Source organism: Acidobacteriota bacterium (genome assembly GCA_040754075.1).
GTDB lineage: Bacteria > Acidobacteriota > Blastocatellia > UBA7656 > UBA7656 > JBFMDH01.
The window spans coordinates 1-16586 of record JBFMDH010000036.1; the positions used below are offsets into that span (position 1 = coordinate 1).

Below are 16586 nucleotides of genomic sequence, written 5' to 3' on the forward strand. Positions count from 1 at the left end.
AGCCGGTTTCAAGGTGCGCACCTTGAAACCGGCTACAGGAGCCAGTTTCACCGAACGATGTTCCGCCCAACCAACATTCACGCTTTTGATGTTTAATATGCTCAATTGACTTCATGAATTGCTCGCAGATAATATCTCTCTCCGTTGACAGTAGAAATAAAAAAACTCATCAACGCGGTGTAATTTCAAAAAGCATTATTTAATTTCCTATGATGTCGAACGAATTCAATATTGAAGATTTGGTTTCGCAAATCACCGACGTGATTCTTTCGCGATTAAGTTCAAACGCCGGCAGCAATGAATGCAGCATATGTCACGATGAATGTTTTGTGAAATGTCCTGATCGGATGCAATCGATTCTTGCGCACGGCGGCATTCGTTTTGGGCTGAGCGGCGCAGAGAGCGAAGCCGCGCGCAAAGTTGCTTTGTATATCGACCATACCTTACTTAAACCCGAAGCGTCACGCGATGACATTTTAAAAATTTGTGAAGAAGGCGCGCGCTATGGCTTTGCATCTGTCTGTATCAATCCCATCTGGGTACGCGAAGCGGCTTGTGCTTTACGTGGTAGCGGCGTGAAGATTTGTACAGTTATCGGATTTCCGCTGGGCGCGAATGTCCCTGACACCAAAGCCTATGAAGCGCGCCGGGCAATTTTTGATGGCGCAACCGAACTTGATATGGTCATCAATGTTGGTGCCTTGAAATCGGGCGATGATGAACTGGTGTTGCGTGATATTAAAGGTGTGGTTGATGTCGCACACGAAGCGGATTGCCTCTGCAAGGTCATCATTGAGACCGCCCTGCTTACCGATGACGAGAAGGTGAAAGCCTGTTTGCTCTCGAAACAGTCGGGCGCGGATTTCGTTAAAACATCCACGGGGTTCAGCAAAGGCGGAGCGACCGTCGCCGATATTGAATTAATGCGACGCACCGTAGGAAGTATCATGGGGGTGAAAGCATCAGGCGGCGTTAAGGATTATCAACAGGCACAAGATATGATTCGCGCCGGGGCAACCCGCATTGGTGCCAGCGTCGGCGTGAAAATTTTTCAGGAAGCATCCGGTTTAAAAACCAGCAGCGCACAGGCAGCAACAAGTTATTAGGTCATCACCTGATTTAAGTTTTTAATAAACCAAAGGCGCGATTGAATCATTATTCAACTCGCGCCTGAAAAATTTATTCGACCATCGCAATTGTCAATAAGCCCAGCGCGCTAACACAGAGCCAACCGTAAAGCCTGCGCCGACGGCTGCAAACAGCACAAGGCTGCCTTTTTTCAATCGACCGTCATCAATGGCATCGCCGATTGCAAGGGGAATGGTGGCGGCAGTGGTATTGCCAAATTTGTGAATGTTTTTGACAACCTTGCTTTCATCCAGTCCGAGTTTGTCAGCCGTTGCATTGATGATTCTCAAATTCGCCTGATGGGCTATAAATAAATCAATGTCTTTGCCTTCAAGTCCGTTACGCTCAAGCGTTGCTTTACTGGCTTCCCCCATTTTACGAACCGCGTATTTGAATACCGCCTGTCCCTCTTGATGAACGTAGTGCATCTTTTTCTCAACCGTCTCGTGTGATGAAGGGTTGAGGCTTCCGCCGCCTGGCATATAAAGATGTTTTCCGCCCGAACCATCAACCTCATGTCCGAAATCCAGTATACCTAAACTTTCATCTTCGCTGGGTTCCAATAACACTGCGCCCGCGCCATCGCCAAACAACACGCAGGTTGAGCGATCTTCAAAATCAATGATGCTGGACATGACATCAGCGCCAACCACCACCACTTTATTATGGGCACCTGATTCAATAAATTGTGCACCTGCCGTCAAAGCATAAAGAAATCCTGAACACGCGGCCGACACGTCGAACCCCCAGGCGCGATTCGCCCTTACTTTGTTTTGTACCAAACAGGCGGTCGCTGGAAAAAACATATCAGGGGTGACGGTTGCCACAATGATGAGGTCGACTTCGTCGGCTTCGATGCCGCGCTGTTTCAGCATGTCATCCACAGCCATTGCGGCTAGGTCAGAAGTGGCTGTGCCTTTTTCGACCATATGGCGTTCATAAATGCCTGTGCGCTCGACAATCCAATCGTGATTGGTATCCACGCGTTTCGCCAAATCATGGTTGGTGACGACTTTCGGCGGAACATAACGTCCGAGCGCGGTTATTTTTGCTCTGCGTGTCGCTTTCATTAACAATAAAACTCCTCGATAAAATTTCGGTTCACTTGCGGTGTATTCAGTAAATCGTCGTTTAAATTAAGCCCGATACTAGCATCGGCATCTTTTCAGATGCAAGCAATCGCCGCCTCCGGCAAGTATCGCCAACATCCTTGCAACATTCATTTGCGATGCGGTATTTTACAAGGTTGGTTTTACCGCCAAATTATTACTATATAGAATAACACTTTGAGAAGGGAATAAATTCACTTATGCAAGCAAACGATATTAGACGTGGAATGATTATTATGTACAACAATGCGCCGCATCGGGTGATGGATTTTCAACATCGAACGCCCGGAAATCTCCGCGCTTTCGTGCAGGCGAAACTGCGCAATGTCAAAACCGGTTCCTCAACGGAAGTCCGGTTCAGTTCAACTGAAAACATCGAACGGGCGATGCTTGAAGAGCATGAAATGGAATATATGTATTCCGATGGCGACATGCATCATTTCATGAATACCGAAACCTATGATCAGGTCGCGCTTGATAACGAAACCCTCGGCGATGCAATGGATTATCTGGTCGCCGGCGCAAAGATCCAAGTCGAATTTTTTGAAGGTTCGCCGCTTGGCGTTGAACTTCCGGCATCCGTTGAACTCACCGTGATTGAAACACCGCCCGAACTCAAAGGCGCAACCGCATCTAACAGTCCGAAACCGGCAAAGCTTGAAACCGGTGTCACCATTCAGGTGCCGCCATTTATCAAAGAAGGCGACCGCATTCGTGTTGACCCGACAAAGGGCGTTTATCTTGAACGCGCAAAATAAATCATTTTGATTTCAGTAGCAGACGTGAAATCGGCTGCGGCAGCCAGTTTCACGTCTTGCTTGTCTGACTTGTTATCAATAATGTTTTTCTTTTACAGCTTCGCGCTTTCCTGTTTTTTCTTACTGCTCGCGCCCTACTTCCTCTATCAGGCTTTTCGTTACGGAAAATATTTCAACAACTTCAAAGAGCGACTGGGCTTTTTACCAGAATCGCTTAATAACCAGACTCAACATCCGACCCTTTGGGTACATACGGTTTCTGTAGGCGAATTCAACGCGGCGCGACCGTTGCTTGAAAAAATCAAAACAGAGATGCCTGAATTCCGCCTGGTCGTTTCAACCACCACGCAGACTGGTCAACAACTTGCACGCAAAGAATGCCCACAAAAAATCGACGCGGTCTTTTATTTTCCCTTCGATTGGAAATTTTCCGTCCGTCGTGTGCTCAATCGCCTGCGCCCTGCTGTCGTCATCATCCTTGAAACCGAAATCTGGCCGAGATTTCTGCACGAATGCCACTTGCGTGGCATCAAAACCGCCATCGTCAACGGACGTATCTCGCCACGTTCATTTGCCCGGTATTCGTTTATCCGGCGTTTCATCTCCAGCATTCTCAATGAAATTTCTCTGCTCGTCATGCAATCGGAAGGCGACAGCGAACGCGCAATTGCGCTTGGCGCGCATCCGGCACAGGTTCGCGATTGCGGAAATTTAAAATACGATGTCGATTTATCCAATCAAACCGCCAATGTGAAAGGCAAAAATTTAGATGAACGATTCAGCCTTTCGGCAACTGAGCATTTGATTGTTGCAGGCAGCACAGCGCCCGGCGAAGAAGCCATACTGCTGGATGCGTTGCTGGAACTTCGGAAAACTACACCGCTTGAAAATACGCGGATGCTCATTGCGCCACGTCACCCGGAACGCTTCAATGAAGTCGCGAATCTGATTGCCACATCAGGTCTGACATTCGTTCGCCGTTCGGAAACTTCAAATCCAACAACGCAATCACAAAATGCAGCAGTCATTTTGCTGGACTCAATCGGCGAACTGGTTGCCACTTATCAGTTCGCTCGCGCGGTTTTCGTCGGCGGCAGTCTGGTTGCCAAAGGCGGGCATAACATCCTCGAACCGGCTGCCAATGCAACCCCGATTATCGTTGGTCCGCACACCGAAAATTTCCGGCAAATCATTGCCGATTTTTCGCAAGCCAATGCCATTCGGCAATTGAAATCCGCAGGCGCAGCGAGTTTGCCTGAACTCACTGACGAACTCTCTCATTTGCTCAAAAACCCTGACCAAGCCGAGGCGCTCGGAAAACGCGCTTTTGATATTCTGCTTGCCAATCGCGGCACCACCGATTGCGTCTTTGCAGCCCTACGGGAAATGATGCACTCTTAATTGCAATGATTGGCAAACAGGAAAAGTTCAAACGCGCAATGCTGTGGCTACCCGCAAAACTCTATGAACTGCTGGTGCGGTTGCGCATTGTGGCTTATGAAACCGCTTATCTGAAAACCCAAAAGCTTGATGCCTTTGTCATCAGTGTCGGTAATATCACTCTGGGCGGCACCGGAAAAACGCCTTTTGTCAATTACATTGCGCGTTACTTAACCCGCGAAGACCGCGCGGTTGCTATCCTCACACGCGGTTATGGGCGTCAATCAAAAGACCGCCGCGTGCTGAATGATTCGCGCCAGCAGATGGAAAACTTATCTACGAGTTCGCAACAACAAACACAAATCAAAAATGTTGAAAGTTATACCGAGGTTGGCGATGAACCCTTGATGCTGGCGCGCGCGATGCCTGATGTGCCCGTGATTATTGATAAAAATCGTTATGAAGCAGGTATCTGGGCAAAGCAAATCTTTGATAGTGATGTGCTGATATTGGATGATGGTTATCAACATCTACAGGTGGCGCGTGATTTGAATATTCTGTTGCTTGATGCGACCAATCCATTCGGCGAATTCGAGATGGTTCCGTTCGGGGAGTTGCGCGAACCGCTTTATGCTTTGAAACGCGCCGATGTCGTGATTATCACACGCGCTGACCGCCCGTTTGACCAGGGGCAAACGCTTGCCATCATCAAACAGGTGTGCGGCGATGAGATTCCCATCCTCTATTTTTATTCAACGATAAACCGATTTCGGCATCTTGAAACCAATGAGATTTACGAAGCCGATGCTTTTGTGGGCTGGAACATCGCAGTGATGTGTGGCATAGGCAATCCGCAAGCTTTTTCCGATGATTTAATGGCAGGCGGATTGAATGTGGTTGCGGAAAATTTTTTTGCTGACCATCACGCGTACACGCAGAAAGATTTGCAGACGGTGATAGCGGCTGCGCGCGCCGCAGGAGCCGATGGGATTTTTACGACGGAAAAAGATGCTGTGCGATTAGAAGGGTTGCAGTTTGATCGAACGATGCCGATTTATGCTGCGCAATTGGAACTGCAAGGCGATGACGAAGTGCGACTCAAAAGTTTATTGCTCAGAGCCTTGATACAGAAACGCGCCTGAAGTTTTTATCACTAACAATTTCTATGTCACCTAGCGAATTCCGCTATCAAATTCGATGCGAAGGTGAGCGAATTTTCCTGCGACCACAGTGACCTGCTGCTCGCCGGCGCGTTGCATTTTGCTTTGGACAGCAGGCTTCACAAGGTATTCGCCCGGCGGTAATTTGATGCGGAACTTGCCGTCTTTGCCGGTGTCGAAGCGCGCCACTTCACGCCCATCTCCAACCGTAACCACGACCAGTGTTGTTTGAAAAGGTGCGGTGTTAGGCGTCGGGTCACCTGCGCGAACCACAGGTTTGACAGGGCCAATAACAGTTTCGCCTTCGATGCCGCATTCATTTTGTGTTGGGTTGGTCACCGATGGTTTACCTCGTTTTTCCTCAATCAACATCAGGGCTGAGTTTTTCAATTGATAGGCTTCCGGTGTTCGGCTGGCACGCGAATAAACCAGGATTTTGCGAGTTGACGGCGAAACTTGATAAGCGTGAATGCCTTCTATTTCAGAAGCAATTTCGTCAAAAACCTTTTTATCGGCGTCCCAATGAACGATTCTAAGTTTTGCGCCCGCCGAAACACCCACCCACCAGAGGCTCAGAATTTCCGGCATCCCGTCTTTATCCAAATCAACAATCTTTATACTGTCAACCAGGTACTGCGCGTCGCCGCCATCGGTCTGCCACACCACCTGTGATTTTTTCCCCAGGGTTTCAATCGCCAGATGCGCCTGGGCATAGGGCAGGGTTTGCGAAGGGGGATGAGCGGTTTGCCAGGTAACAACTTGAAAACCTTCGCGCGTGCCCGTGAGCTTGGCGATTGCGACAATTTTTCGCTTCTCCAGTTTAGCTTGTGGGCGAGCGGTAAGCGTTTCCGCAAAAAATAAAACCGCTAACAACAAAGTAAATGCTGTTAGCGGCACAACCCAAATTTTATTTCTATTCGCCACCGTTTTCATGGCTTTAGCTTATCAGAGGTGGCTTTCGAGAAGCGATAGCCGATTAGCGGCAGCCTCTGCGATTATTATCAAAGCGGCTGTAATTTCTGTAGCGACCGTTTTCATAACGGTCATTGTCGCGATAACGGCGGTCATAATATCGACCATAACGCTCTTCTTCGCGTTTGCCTTTGATGTAAACGGTGCCTGCGCCTGCGCCTGCGCCAACCGCTGCGCCAATAACCGCGCCCTTTTTGCCGTTCAGCAATCCGCCGATGACCGCGCCTGCGGCAGCCGCACCACCAATCCATTTCACCTTATCTTTGGTTGACATGCTGCCACCAAAATTCTGAGCGTTCACGGCATTCACCGCACCAAACATTATGACCAGACTTAACATTGCAATGCTTAACTTTTTCATCATCGTTTTGTCCTCCGATTGTTTGAACTTTGCTTTCGCCTCTTTTAGTTCGGCAAAGCGCGTGCCAGTGAGTAAATTGGCAAAAATGCCCGAAAAATCGAAGTTTTTAAAGATTGCAGAAAAAATTGGCTGTTTAAAAGTAACCCATTTGGTGTGCAGAGAGACGCTAAAGGTGAATGACAAACCAGAATATAAAGAGGATTTGAGGCGAAAAATTATAAGCTGACGCCCGCCTGCAACCGGTATCCGCGGGCGCGTTCGGCGATGGCGACATAATTTTGATTCTGTAGATCGCCTTTGGTGAACAGGCGTTTGCCGACGCTGATGGCAAATGCGCCCGCCGAAAAATAATCGGCAACATCTTCGGGGGCGACATTGCCTGATGCCAGCAATCGAATGCCATTCATTCGTGAAGTGAGCGCCGCAATATACTGAGCGCCGCCGACCTGTGAGACGGGAAAAACCGTAATCAACGAAGCGCCTGCAAGCCAGGCGTTAAATATTTCTGTGGGGGTGAGCGCGCCAATCAAAGGAAACACCCGACGTCTGCGACAGGCATCAATCAATTGATTATTGGTAAACGGTAAACTGATAAATTCAGCGCCGCTTTTCACGGCGCGGTCAATCTGTTCTTCATGGATTACCGCGCCCGCGCCGATACAAGCGCGGTCTCCGAACCGACGACCGAGTTCTGCAATGACGCGAAATTCGCCGGGCGTTTCCAGCGACACTTCGATAATTTTGATGCCGCCTATAATTGCGGCTTCGGCAGCACGCAAAGCGGTGTTAGCGGAATCGGCACGCAAAAAAGCGATGATTCGATTTTTATCTACCAGGTTGATAAATTCCGCATCTGTCATTGGCGATTAACTCTGCCGTAAGATGACGCGGGCAGGCGCGCCATCGCTTTCCGTAACCTTCAAAGGCAAACAAATCATTTCATAATCACCCGGCTCAATATCGCGCAGATTCAAGCCTTCGACGATAATGGTTCCGGCGCTCAAAAATTCTTTATGAACCGGCAAATCATTACTGCCGAATTTTTCAATCGATAGATAATCAATGCCGATCAGTTTGACACCTTCTTTAATTAAATACCTGGCGGCATCAAGGGTGATATAAACATACTCTTGAACGAATTCATTTTTTCCCCAAAGGTAGGAATTACGGGTTTTGAATAAAAGTCTGACATCTGCCATTAAATCAAATTCCTGCAATGCCTCCTCATCAATGCGCGGTGAAGTAATTTCCACAACGCGCGCCGGACCGATTAACATTTCAAGCGGCAGTTCGTCTGCCTTAGCTCCGTCTGCAAAAAGATGAAACGGCGCATCAATGTGAGTGCCAGTGTGAGCCCCGAAAGAAAATGTCGTCAAATTATATTCCGCGTCGTTTTTGCCCAGAGTTTTGGCGCGTTTGATTTTTATAGGAGGGTCGCCCGGATAAACTATCAGTTCTTTGGAAATGGGGACTGTGACATCGTAAATCTTCATAACCTTAACTTCTCCAGTCGTGCGAGGTATGCTATGTTACCGACTCACGTCTTGTCAAAGCAGGTCAGTTAAAACCGGCTACCATAGCCGGTTTCGAGTTCGGAAATTTTTATCGGTGATGAATCGCCTGTTTTAAATCGGCAAGCAAGGTCGCGATTTTGCGAACTTCCGTTTCGGCAAGTTGAGTATTGCCAAAACGCACGCGATTATAGAGCGCGGTAATCTCTCCAATTTGCGGATAGCCCGATGCCGTAGCAAATTCCAGAGGCGTCTGGTCAGGGGTTTTAACCAGACCGGCTCTCGCAGCCACGGCTAACATTTGCTCGTAAAACAACACCACCGAAGCGCGATGGTCGCGCTTTCTGAAACGCATTCGGCGCAAAACCGGCGCGATAAACCAGCGATACCACCAAGGGTTATAACCGGTCGGCATCTGGCGTTTGCGTTTAGCATAGGCGAGCGTCAGTAAAATCGCGGCTATCAGCAATAATAAAATCACCAGCGCCCCACCCAGTTTTACCCACGCGACCATATTCATTTGCGGCGCGCCCGCTACGCTTTGAATGATTTTTTTGAACCAGTTTTTAACCGATTTGTAATAATCAAGGAAAGTGTTTTTAATTTGCAGAATGCGCTGTTGAATTTCGACCATCAACGAGGCTTGTTCATCGCGGTCTAACGTAACCACATAATCAAGCCAGAACACTTCCATCGCATCCATGTATTTTCTAAGCGAGGCTCTCAACCCACCTTGCGAATAATCGTTGATGCCCGCCGATGGGGTCGGGTCGAATTCAACCCAGATGCCTTTGCCGTGGGTTTCCACCTCTTTGCTTGTCACATTGGGCGATGCCGGGGTTTGCGCGATACTGGCGGCGTTTTCATTATGCAGAAAAAACACTTCAACCCAGGAATGGGCATCGCTTTCGCGCACGGTGTATGACCCGTTGAGCGAATTATATTCACCCATCTGAAAGCCGTTGACGATGCGCGCAGGGATGCCAATTGACCGCATCATCATCACCATTGCTGTCGCGAAATATTCGCAATGGCCTTCTTTGGTCTCGAATAAAAATTCGGCAAGCGGGTCGGCGCTGCTCATTTTTAAATTGAGCGTATAGCGTAAGTCGGTCTTTAAATAATTTTGAATTGCCAGGGCTTTGTCGTAGTTGGTTCTGGCATTGGCTTGTTGAATAATTTCGAGGCTCTTTTTTCTGATTCGCGGGTCGAAGCCTTCGGGTTTTTGCAGGTAAATGCGTGCGATTTCATCTGCATAGTCTGTGGAATTATCAACGCGCAGTTCATCTTCGCCAGGTGCGCTGACATTTGATGCTACTGAATAGGCAAACCGCCCGCGAATTCCTGTGCTCGATAAGGCACCCGAATATTTATCCTGCAAAACCATTGAGACCCGTCCTCGCAAGGTTCGCGGGGTGCGGGCGGCAAACAGCGTCGTGGTCGCCAGCGGCTCCAAACGGATTTGCTGTTCTAAAATGTCATCTTTGGTTGGCTGTTCATAAAGCGGATAATCGAAAAAATGTGCGCGTTCAAAACTGGTATCACTATCCCTATCTTCGTTATTACTATCCTGATTTTGAAATCTACCGCTGTAACGGTTGTCCATTTTCACAACCGACCAGGATTTGCCGTTGTAATGTTCCAGCGCCACACCGCGCCAGCGCAGGAATCTGACGGGTGGTTTATTTAAAGTCACCCGCATCACCACTCGCGGGCTTTGTTTAATCTCGGCGATTTTACCGAGTTCGACGGTATTGGAAAAACCCGTGAGCGTTTCGCCTTCGCCAACATTGCCTGCGAGATTGGCGCTGTTAAATCGCGGAATCATAAAAAACAGGGGAAATGCCAATGCCGAAACGATAACGATTTGCAGGATTGACGCGCTCATCAGATACCGCACCCGTCCGGTTCGCGGGCTTTTGTAAATCGCTCCGGCTTCTTTGCCTGACGCCTTCAGCGGTTTCGGTTTTAAACGGGTGATCGATTCATCTTTACCTTTTTCAATGCTGCGGCGGGTGCGGCGTATCTCGAAAGCCGCGAGCGTTGAAATAAAGAAAAACACAAAAGCAATCAACGACGCGATGAATGTCGCATTGAAGGTTAAACCTGATGCCAGGAGAACCTGAAAAAAGGCGATGAGGTAAAGAAACACCCAGTCGCGGTCAACCTTGTCCTGAAAGAGTTTTACTGCCGAAGCGAAAAGCGAGAGATGCACCAGCGCCAATATGCGATTGGTAATCATTACCGAATCCACCAGCATAAACGGAATGTACAATCCCGTGAGCAAGCGCCAAGCCCATTCGCGCGGTCGCCACTTCCTGACGCCTTTGGTGTCGAGATAAAAAGCCGCAAAAAAAGCCAGGATATAGAGCAACACCGACACCGCATCCACTTCGCCGGTCAATGCCAACGCCATAAACGCCGAACCGATAAAGGCATATGAAGTTATTCGGAAATAGGTATCGAACTTCATAACAGCAGGTGTTAGGTATCAGGTTTCAGGTGTTAGATATAAGATTGATTCCCTAACACCTGAAACCTGATACCTGTGACCTAATTAAAGGTCTTCCATAAATACCACGTGGGCGCGACGCCAGACATTTGCCGGAATCGTGCCCTTGGGAGCCGAGGTGATTAACACTTTGTATCGGCGTTCGTTGGCAAGCACCGGTACGGTGTCAAATGATTTCCAAGCCTCAAGCGGTCGCGCATCGGTCTTTGGCGTTTCCTCAGCTTTATCATCATCGGCACCAAACCAGCGGCTGAAAAATCCGCGTTTCACAGGCTTCTCCTGAGTTTCTTCACCGTCAACTTTTAATAAATTGATTGGCTCCAACATTGCCAGCGACCGCAAAATATTATAAAGGTGGTCGTGACCTGAGCCTGAGCGCACGTTCAGTTTTTCATCGGTGGTAATCAATTCAACTTCCGATTGTTCAAAGATGAAATGATTCGCCAGCGATGCCGCCTGAATAATCGCCTTTTCAAATTTCTCTTCAAAGCCTTGGTTCGCCGATTGCTCGATGGAATTTTCCGGCGAATTATTTTTTTCGGCGGCGGCTTTTTTCTCCGCTTTTTTTCGCGGCACACGGCGCACCGTATCAAAAACGATGGTCAACCGGCGTTCGTCTTCGCGGGTGTATTCGCGCACCATCATTTCCGAGGCTTTCGCCGTCGCCTTCCAATCGATATGGCGCATCTGGTCGGATGGCAGATAACGGCGAATGGTGTAGAGTTCATCGCCATAGCCTCTGATTTGACTTTGAATTTGCCCTGCTAAGATAGGCAATGTGTGATAAGTGTCATCGATGGATTGCGGATTTGGATAAACGATGATTTCGCCGGTTGCATCAATGCGTCGCCACTTTTTAAAAAAGCCCGCCGGAAATTTTGAAGCGATACGAAAGCCGGTGATTTGATAACGCCCGCGTCTTGCGAAAGTGTGTTGAATGCGTTGCCGCGCCGTTGAACGCGCCGGAATCAATAAGAAATAGGCGAGTTTGCCGAGTCCGTTTTTCGTCGTTTCATCTTCATCGTCATCTTCGGAATTTTTACTTGCGGATTTCACCGCCTCTTTTTTTTCAATCTCGCGTTTGGCTTTCACATAATCATCATCTTTATCCGATAACGCTTCGACGACAAAACTATAACTTGGCAAAAAGCGTTTGTGATTGGTGACATTGATATTCAGATTTGCCGGTTCGCCCGCATAAATATGGTCAGGAAATCGCAGTTGCACCGAAACATCCGAAAGCGTCACTCTGCCGATTAAATTTGCTGCGATTAAAAAGGCAATCATCGCCGAGAGCACCAGATACAACAAATTGTTTGCGGTATTCCAGGCGGCAAACCCGATAACTGTCAAAAAGACAAAAAACAGAACCCCTTCAACCGTAACCGAGGTGCGCACGGCAAAGCGCAACATTTCCAGGCGAATATTACGCGCGAGCCTCGGAATGATGTAAATCGCGCCGACCGTCGCCAGCAACAATGAAATTGCCGCAGCAATGGCTGCCGGTCGCGGCTGTAACTGTTCAGCTAAAATTGCGCTGAGCAGCGCAATGATAAATGAAAGACCGAGAAAAAAGACGGTGATGAAGAAATCACGAATCGCCTGCCGATTCATACAACCTCACAGCGGCACATTGATGTTGCGGAGAATTTCTTTGAGGGCGGTTTCCGCTTCGTCTGAACGACGCATCCCTGTCGAGTAACGCGAATTGACGATGATGCGATGCGCGAACACCGGAACCACCAGACGTTTGATGTCATCCGGGATAACAAAATCCCTGCCTTCGATGTAGGCAAGCGCCTGCGCCGCGCGATGCAGTGCGAGGCTGCCGCGCGGGCTGACGCCGAGATTCAAAATATCGGTTTCTCGCGTGGCGCGCACGATGTTGATTAAATAATCGAGCAATGATTCATCGACGGCGACTTCCAGCACTTCGCGTTGCAATGCCAGCACATCATCGCCGCTCATCACCGGGCGCAGATGTTCAACCGGTGAATTGAGGGTTTGTTGACGCAGGATGCTTTTTTCATCTTCGGCATCGGGGTAACCCATCCGCACGCGCATCATGAAGCGGTCGAGTTGCGATTCGGGCAATGGGTAAGTGCCATGATGTTCGACAGGGTTTTGCGTCGCCAGCACCATAAACGGTTTCGGCAACGGGTAAGTATTCTGCTCAACCGTGACGTGACCTTCTGCCATCGCTTCAAGCAATGCGGATTGGGTTTTCGGCGTCGTGCGATTGATTTCGTCGGCAAGAATAACATTGGCAAAAATCGGTCCCGATTTAAAATCGAACGCCCCGTTGCGTTGATTGTAAACTTCAAGTCCGACAATATCAGAAGGCAATAAATCGGAGGTGAATTGAATGCGTTGAAACGAGCAGTCGAAACTGCGAGCCAACGCTTGCGCAAGTGTCGTTTTACCGACTCCGGGAACGTCTTCTATCAACAGGTGCCCGCCGCCAAGCAGCGCGACCAATGCAAGTTCGACGACATCGGATTTGCCGTGAATGACACTTTCAATTGAAGATTGCAGTTGCTGTACTTTGCCTGCGGTGGTTATCACTAAGTTGGTTCTCCGCTCCTTTTTTTCCGCTTCATCAACGGGCGCTCTTAAAATGTAGCATAAAATCTGCGACCCGCGAATATTTAACTCAGAAAACGCCGCGCCTGAGAAAAAGTTGCAAAAGCCGGTTGCAAATTTTAAGACCAAATAATTCTGGCAAGCCGGTTGCTGTTACCCCCTCAACGCAATATCTTTTATGGTGAATCCATTTAACATTCAGGAACTTTTATGAGAACCAGTACGCGTTTGATTTTGCTATTAACCTTGACCGTAAGTGCCGTCATGGTCATCGCGACCTATCTGACATCGCAAAACAGCGCCCGCTTGCTCGAAGACGCCGCCCGTGATGAAATTCGCGTTCATGCCATCACTTTGCAGATGGCGCTTGAAGAGGATTACCTGTCGGGGGGTTCGCTTGATGCCCAACGTTTCATCAACCGGCTGGGTTCGATTGAAAAAATTTATTGCGTGATTCTCTTCGATGACCAAGGCGAAATCTCTATGGTTTCCAACAGCATCAACTCCGAACAGGTCAAAGACCCGCTCGAAGCGCAACAGGCGATTGCCACCGGAAAGGCTTTTGAAACCGTCAGACAAATCAACAATCAGACGGTTTTTTCGATCATCGCCCCCTTGCAGGTAAATGAAAAACGCATCGGCGCGCTTGAGGTGGCGCAACCGATTTCCTTCGTCAACCGGCATATCGCGCAAACCCGCCGGGACACCGTGCTGTTGGGCGCGTTAATTTGTCTGGCAATGTTTCTGGTGGTGCTTGCCGTGACGCGCTTCAGTCTGGCAAATCCGATTAAAGAGTTGCTCGGCGGCGCGGTTGCCTTCGGCAGCGGTGATTTAAGCCATCGCGTTAAAGTCCACAGAGGCGGAAGCGAACTCAAAATTCTCGCCAGCGAATTCAATCGCATGGCTGACCAACTTGCCGAGCAACGCGCGCGAATTGCAACCGAAGCCGAAGAGCGGTTGCAGCTTGAACGAAAATTGCGCCACAGTGAACGCCTCGCAACCGTCGGGCGACTGGCTGCGGGGGTGGCACACGAAATCGGCGCGCCATTGCAGGTGATTGACGGACGCGCCAAACAGTTGCAGGAAAGTCTCGATGCCCCGGTTGAAAAACGCCAGCGCAACCTTGCCATCATTCGCGCTCAGGTTGACCGCATTTCGCGCATCATTCGTAACCTGTTGAATCTGGCAAGACCTTATAATCTCAATCTCAAAAAAATCGATTTGCAACAGGCGATTGCTACGGTTGTTGAAGCGTTGGAAACCCAGGCGGCGCGCGCCGGGGTTAGAATCAAACTCGAATCCGAAAATGGCGTGGCGGTTAAAGCCGATGCCGATTTACTCAATCAGGTGTTGCTCAACATCGCGCTAAACGGCATACAGGCAATGCCCGGAGGCGGGTTTTTATGCATTCGTTATACGGCTGATGCGGGCATCAAAGATGGCGAGCGGTTCGCTTCGATTCGCATATCCGATAATGGCAGCGGAATTGCAAATGAACATTTATTGCGCATCTTCGACCCGTTCTTTACCACGAAGGAAGTGGGCAGCGGCACGGGACTGGGGCTTGCCGTTTCGAGCCGCATTGTCGAAGAGCATGGCGGCTGGATAGAAGCCGGAAATAACAGCGAAGGCGGCGCAACCTTTACGATTTATCTGCCGCAAAATTGAAAGACCATTATGAACCCAAGAATATTGATAGCCGAAGACGACGCCGATTTACGCGATTTGTTGCAGGACGTGCTCGAAGACTGCGGGTTTGAAACGATTGCCGCGATGGATGGGCGCGCGGCGCTCGTGCATCTCGAACGCCAATCGGAAACCATCGATTTGCTCATCACCGATGTCAATATGCCGGGCTTGTCGGGAAGCGATTTGCTTGCCGCAGCGCGCGAAAAACGCAGCGAAATTGCGGTCATCATCATTACGGCATTCGGCTCGGTCGAACAGGCGGTTGAACTCGTCAAAGCCGGTGCCTTTCAATATCTCACCAAACCGTTTGACACCGATGACTTATTGAAAACCGTTGAACAGGCGCTCGAACAAACCGCCGCCCAACGCGCCCAGGCAAAACTGAGGCGCGAAATCCCTGCCGCCCCGCAGCGCATCATCGGCGCTTCACGCCCGATGCAGGAACTTTTCAAATTGATGCCGCGCGCCGCGCGCAGTGCAAGCACTGTGCTCATCACCGGCGAATCGGGAACCGGCAAAGAACTCGTGGCGCGTTCCATTCACGAAATGTCTGAACGCAAAGGCGCATTCGTGCCGGTCAACTGCGCGGCGATTCCTACGGATTTAATCGAAGCCGAACTGTTCGGACACACCGGCGGGGCTTTTACCGGCGCTAAACAAGCCCGCGCAGGGCTGTTTGAAAGCGCCGAGGGCGGCACTTTGTTTCTTGACGAAATCGGCGAATTGCCGCTCGCTGTGCAACCCAAACTGTTGCGCGTCCTGCAGGAAGGCACGGCACGGCGCGTTGGCGCAGACCGTGAACGCGAAATCAATGTGCGAGTAATTGCCGCAACCAATCGCGACCTTGAAAAAGAGGTTGAGGAAAATCGCTTTCGCGAAGATTTATACTGGCGGTTGAATGTCATTCATCTGCACATTCCGCCGCTCAGAGAACGCCCCTTCGATATACCGTTATTGGTTGAACACTTCCTTAATAAAATTGCTATGGTCAATCACGCGACCCCAGTGAATGTTTCACCGGAAGCCCTCGCGGTGCTCACCGCTTATGAATGGCGCGGCAATGCGCGTGAACTGGAAAATGCGCTTGAGCGCGCCGTTGCCTTAGCCGAAGGCACAACGCTTACGCCGGCAGATTTACCCGAACGCATCAGAAGCAGCGGACACACGGCGCAACTATTAACCCAGGCGAAAGAAAAACGATTGACCATGTATGAACTGGAACGCGAATACATCCTGGAAACTTTGCGACTCACCGGCGGCAATAAATCGCGCGCCGCAGAACTGCTCGGCTTCGACCGTCGCACCCTGCATCGCAAACTCGATGAATACCGCGCGCAAGACCCGAACTTTGAATTGTGAATATGGAATTAGTCCATTCACCTTTATTCATCCAACCTTGCTCTATTTTGTTTGTCTAACTTTG

The 16586-nt window shown here is 49.6% G+C and carries 14 protein-coding genes; 6 read left to right on the forward strand and 8 right to left on the reverse strand.

The genetic code is table 11. The features are described from left to right. Window positions 1–212 precede the first annotated feature (212 nt). Complete coding sequence (deoC, locus tag AB1757_26675; GenBank protein ID MEW6130644.1) at window positions 213–1106, forward strand: deoxyribose-phosphate aldolase; 894 nt, start codon at window positions 213–215, stop codon at window positions 1104–1106. Between the two features lie 93 nt (window positions 1107–1199). Here deoC and AB1757_26680 read toward each other — a convergent pair whose 3' ends face one another. Then, window positions 1200–2198, reverse strand: a complete 999-nt coding sequence (locus AB1757_26680) for a beta-ketoacyl-ACP synthase III (protein MEW6130645.1) — start codon at window positions 2196–2198, stop codon at window positions 1200–1202. A 239-nt stretch (window positions 2199–2437) separates the two neighbouring features. Between AB1757_26680 and efp the strand changes: the two genes are divergently transcribed. The 3 genes from efp to lpxK all read left to right on the forward strand — a co-directional run bounded on the left by efp (window position 2438) and on the right by lpxK (window position 5517). After that, entirely contained in the window at window positions 2438–2995 is a 558-nt protein-coding gene (gene efp / locus AB1757_26685; protein ID MEW6130646.1) for an elongation factor P, read from the forward strand. A gap of 81 nt (window positions 2996–3076) precedes the next feature. Then, entirely contained in the window at window positions 3077–4396 is a 1320-nt protein-coding gene (locus AB1757_26690; protein MEW6130647.1) for a 3-deoxy-D-manno-octulosonic acid transferase, read from the forward strand. Window positions 4397–4434: 38 nt separating this feature from the next. Continuing rightward, on the forward strand, window positions 4435–5517 hold the full coding sequence (gene lpxK, locus AB1757_26695) for a tetraacyldisaccharide 4'-kinase (protein ID MEW6130648.1): 1083 nt from the start codon (window positions 4435–4437) through the stop codon (window positions 5515–5517). Window positions 5518–5547: 30 nt separating this feature from the next. On the opposite strand, the gene AB1757_26700 is transcribed toward lpxK, so the two are convergent. The 7 genes from AB1757_26700 to AB1757_26730 all read right to left on the reverse strand — a co-directional run bounded on the left by AB1757_26700 (window position 5548) and on the right by AB1757_26730 (window position 13456). Beyond that, window positions 5548–6459 (reverse strand): carboxypeptidase-like regulatory domain-containing protein, encoded by a 912-nt coding sequence (locus AB1757_26700; GenBank protein ID MEW6130649.1) that lies wholly within the window; start codon window positions 6457–6459, stop codon window positions 5548–5550. 52 nt (window positions 6460–6511) lie between these two features. Next, a complete protein-coding gene (locus AB1757_26705) occupies window positions 6512–6871 on the reverse strand; it encodes a hypothetical protein (protein MEW6130650.1) in 360 nt (119 codons plus the stop codon). 212 nt (window positions 6872–7083) lie between these two features. Then, the gene (locus AB1757_26710) at window positions 7084–7728 is read right to left on the reverse strand and encodes a hypothetical protein (protein ID MEW6130651.1); all 645 of its coding nucleotides are present in this window, start codon (window positions 7726–7728) and stop codon (window positions 7084–7086) included. Window positions 7729–7734: 6 nt separating this feature from the next. Then, window positions 7735–8361 carry a cyclase family protein gene (locus AB1757_26715; protein ID MEW6130652.1) on the reverse strand — a complete coding sequence of 209 codons (627 nt, stop codon included), beginning with the start codon at window positions 8359–8361 and terminating at the stop codon, window positions 7735–7737. A 109-nt stretch (window positions 8362–8470) separates the two neighbouring features. Then, window positions 8471–10852 carry a DUF3488 and transglutaminase-like domain-containing protein gene (locus AB1757_26720; protein MEW6130653.1) on the reverse strand — a complete coding sequence of 794 codons (2382 nt, stop codon included), beginning with the start codon at window positions 10850–10852 and terminating at the stop codon, window positions 8471–8473. Between the two features lie 84 nt (window positions 10853–10936). Next, window positions 10937–12505, reverse strand: coding sequence for a DUF58 domain-containing protein (locus AB1757_26725; GenBank protein ID MEW6130654.1), 1569 nt, complete (start codon window positions 12503–12505; stop codon window positions 10937–10939). Between the two features lie 6 nt (window positions 12506–12511). Continuing rightward, window positions 12512–13456: a MoxR family ATPase gene (locus AB1757_26730; protein MEW6130655.1), complete on the reverse strand. Its 945-nt coding sequence runs from the start codon at window positions 13454–13456 to the stop codon at window positions 12512–12514. 228 nt (window positions 13457–13684) lie between these two features. On the opposite strand from AB1757_26730, the gene AB1757_26735 reads away from it, so the two are divergent. Together AB1757_26735 and AB1757_26740 are read left to right on the forward strand one after the other, a co-directional pair. Then, window positions 13685–15142 (forward strand): ATP-binding protein, encoded by a 1458-nt coding sequence (locus AB1757_26735; GenBank protein ID MEW6130656.1) that lies wholly within the window; start codon window positions 13685–13687, stop codon window positions 15140–15142. Window positions 15143–15151: 9 nt separating this feature from the next. Then, window positions 15152–16522 carry a sigma-54 dependent transcriptional regulator gene (locus AB1757_26740; protein MEW6130657.1) on the forward strand — a complete coding sequence of 457 codons (1371 nt, stop codon included), beginning with the start codon at window positions 15152–15154 and terminating at the stop codon, window positions 16520–16522. The last annotated feature ends 64 nt before the right edge of the window (window positions 16523–16586 follow it).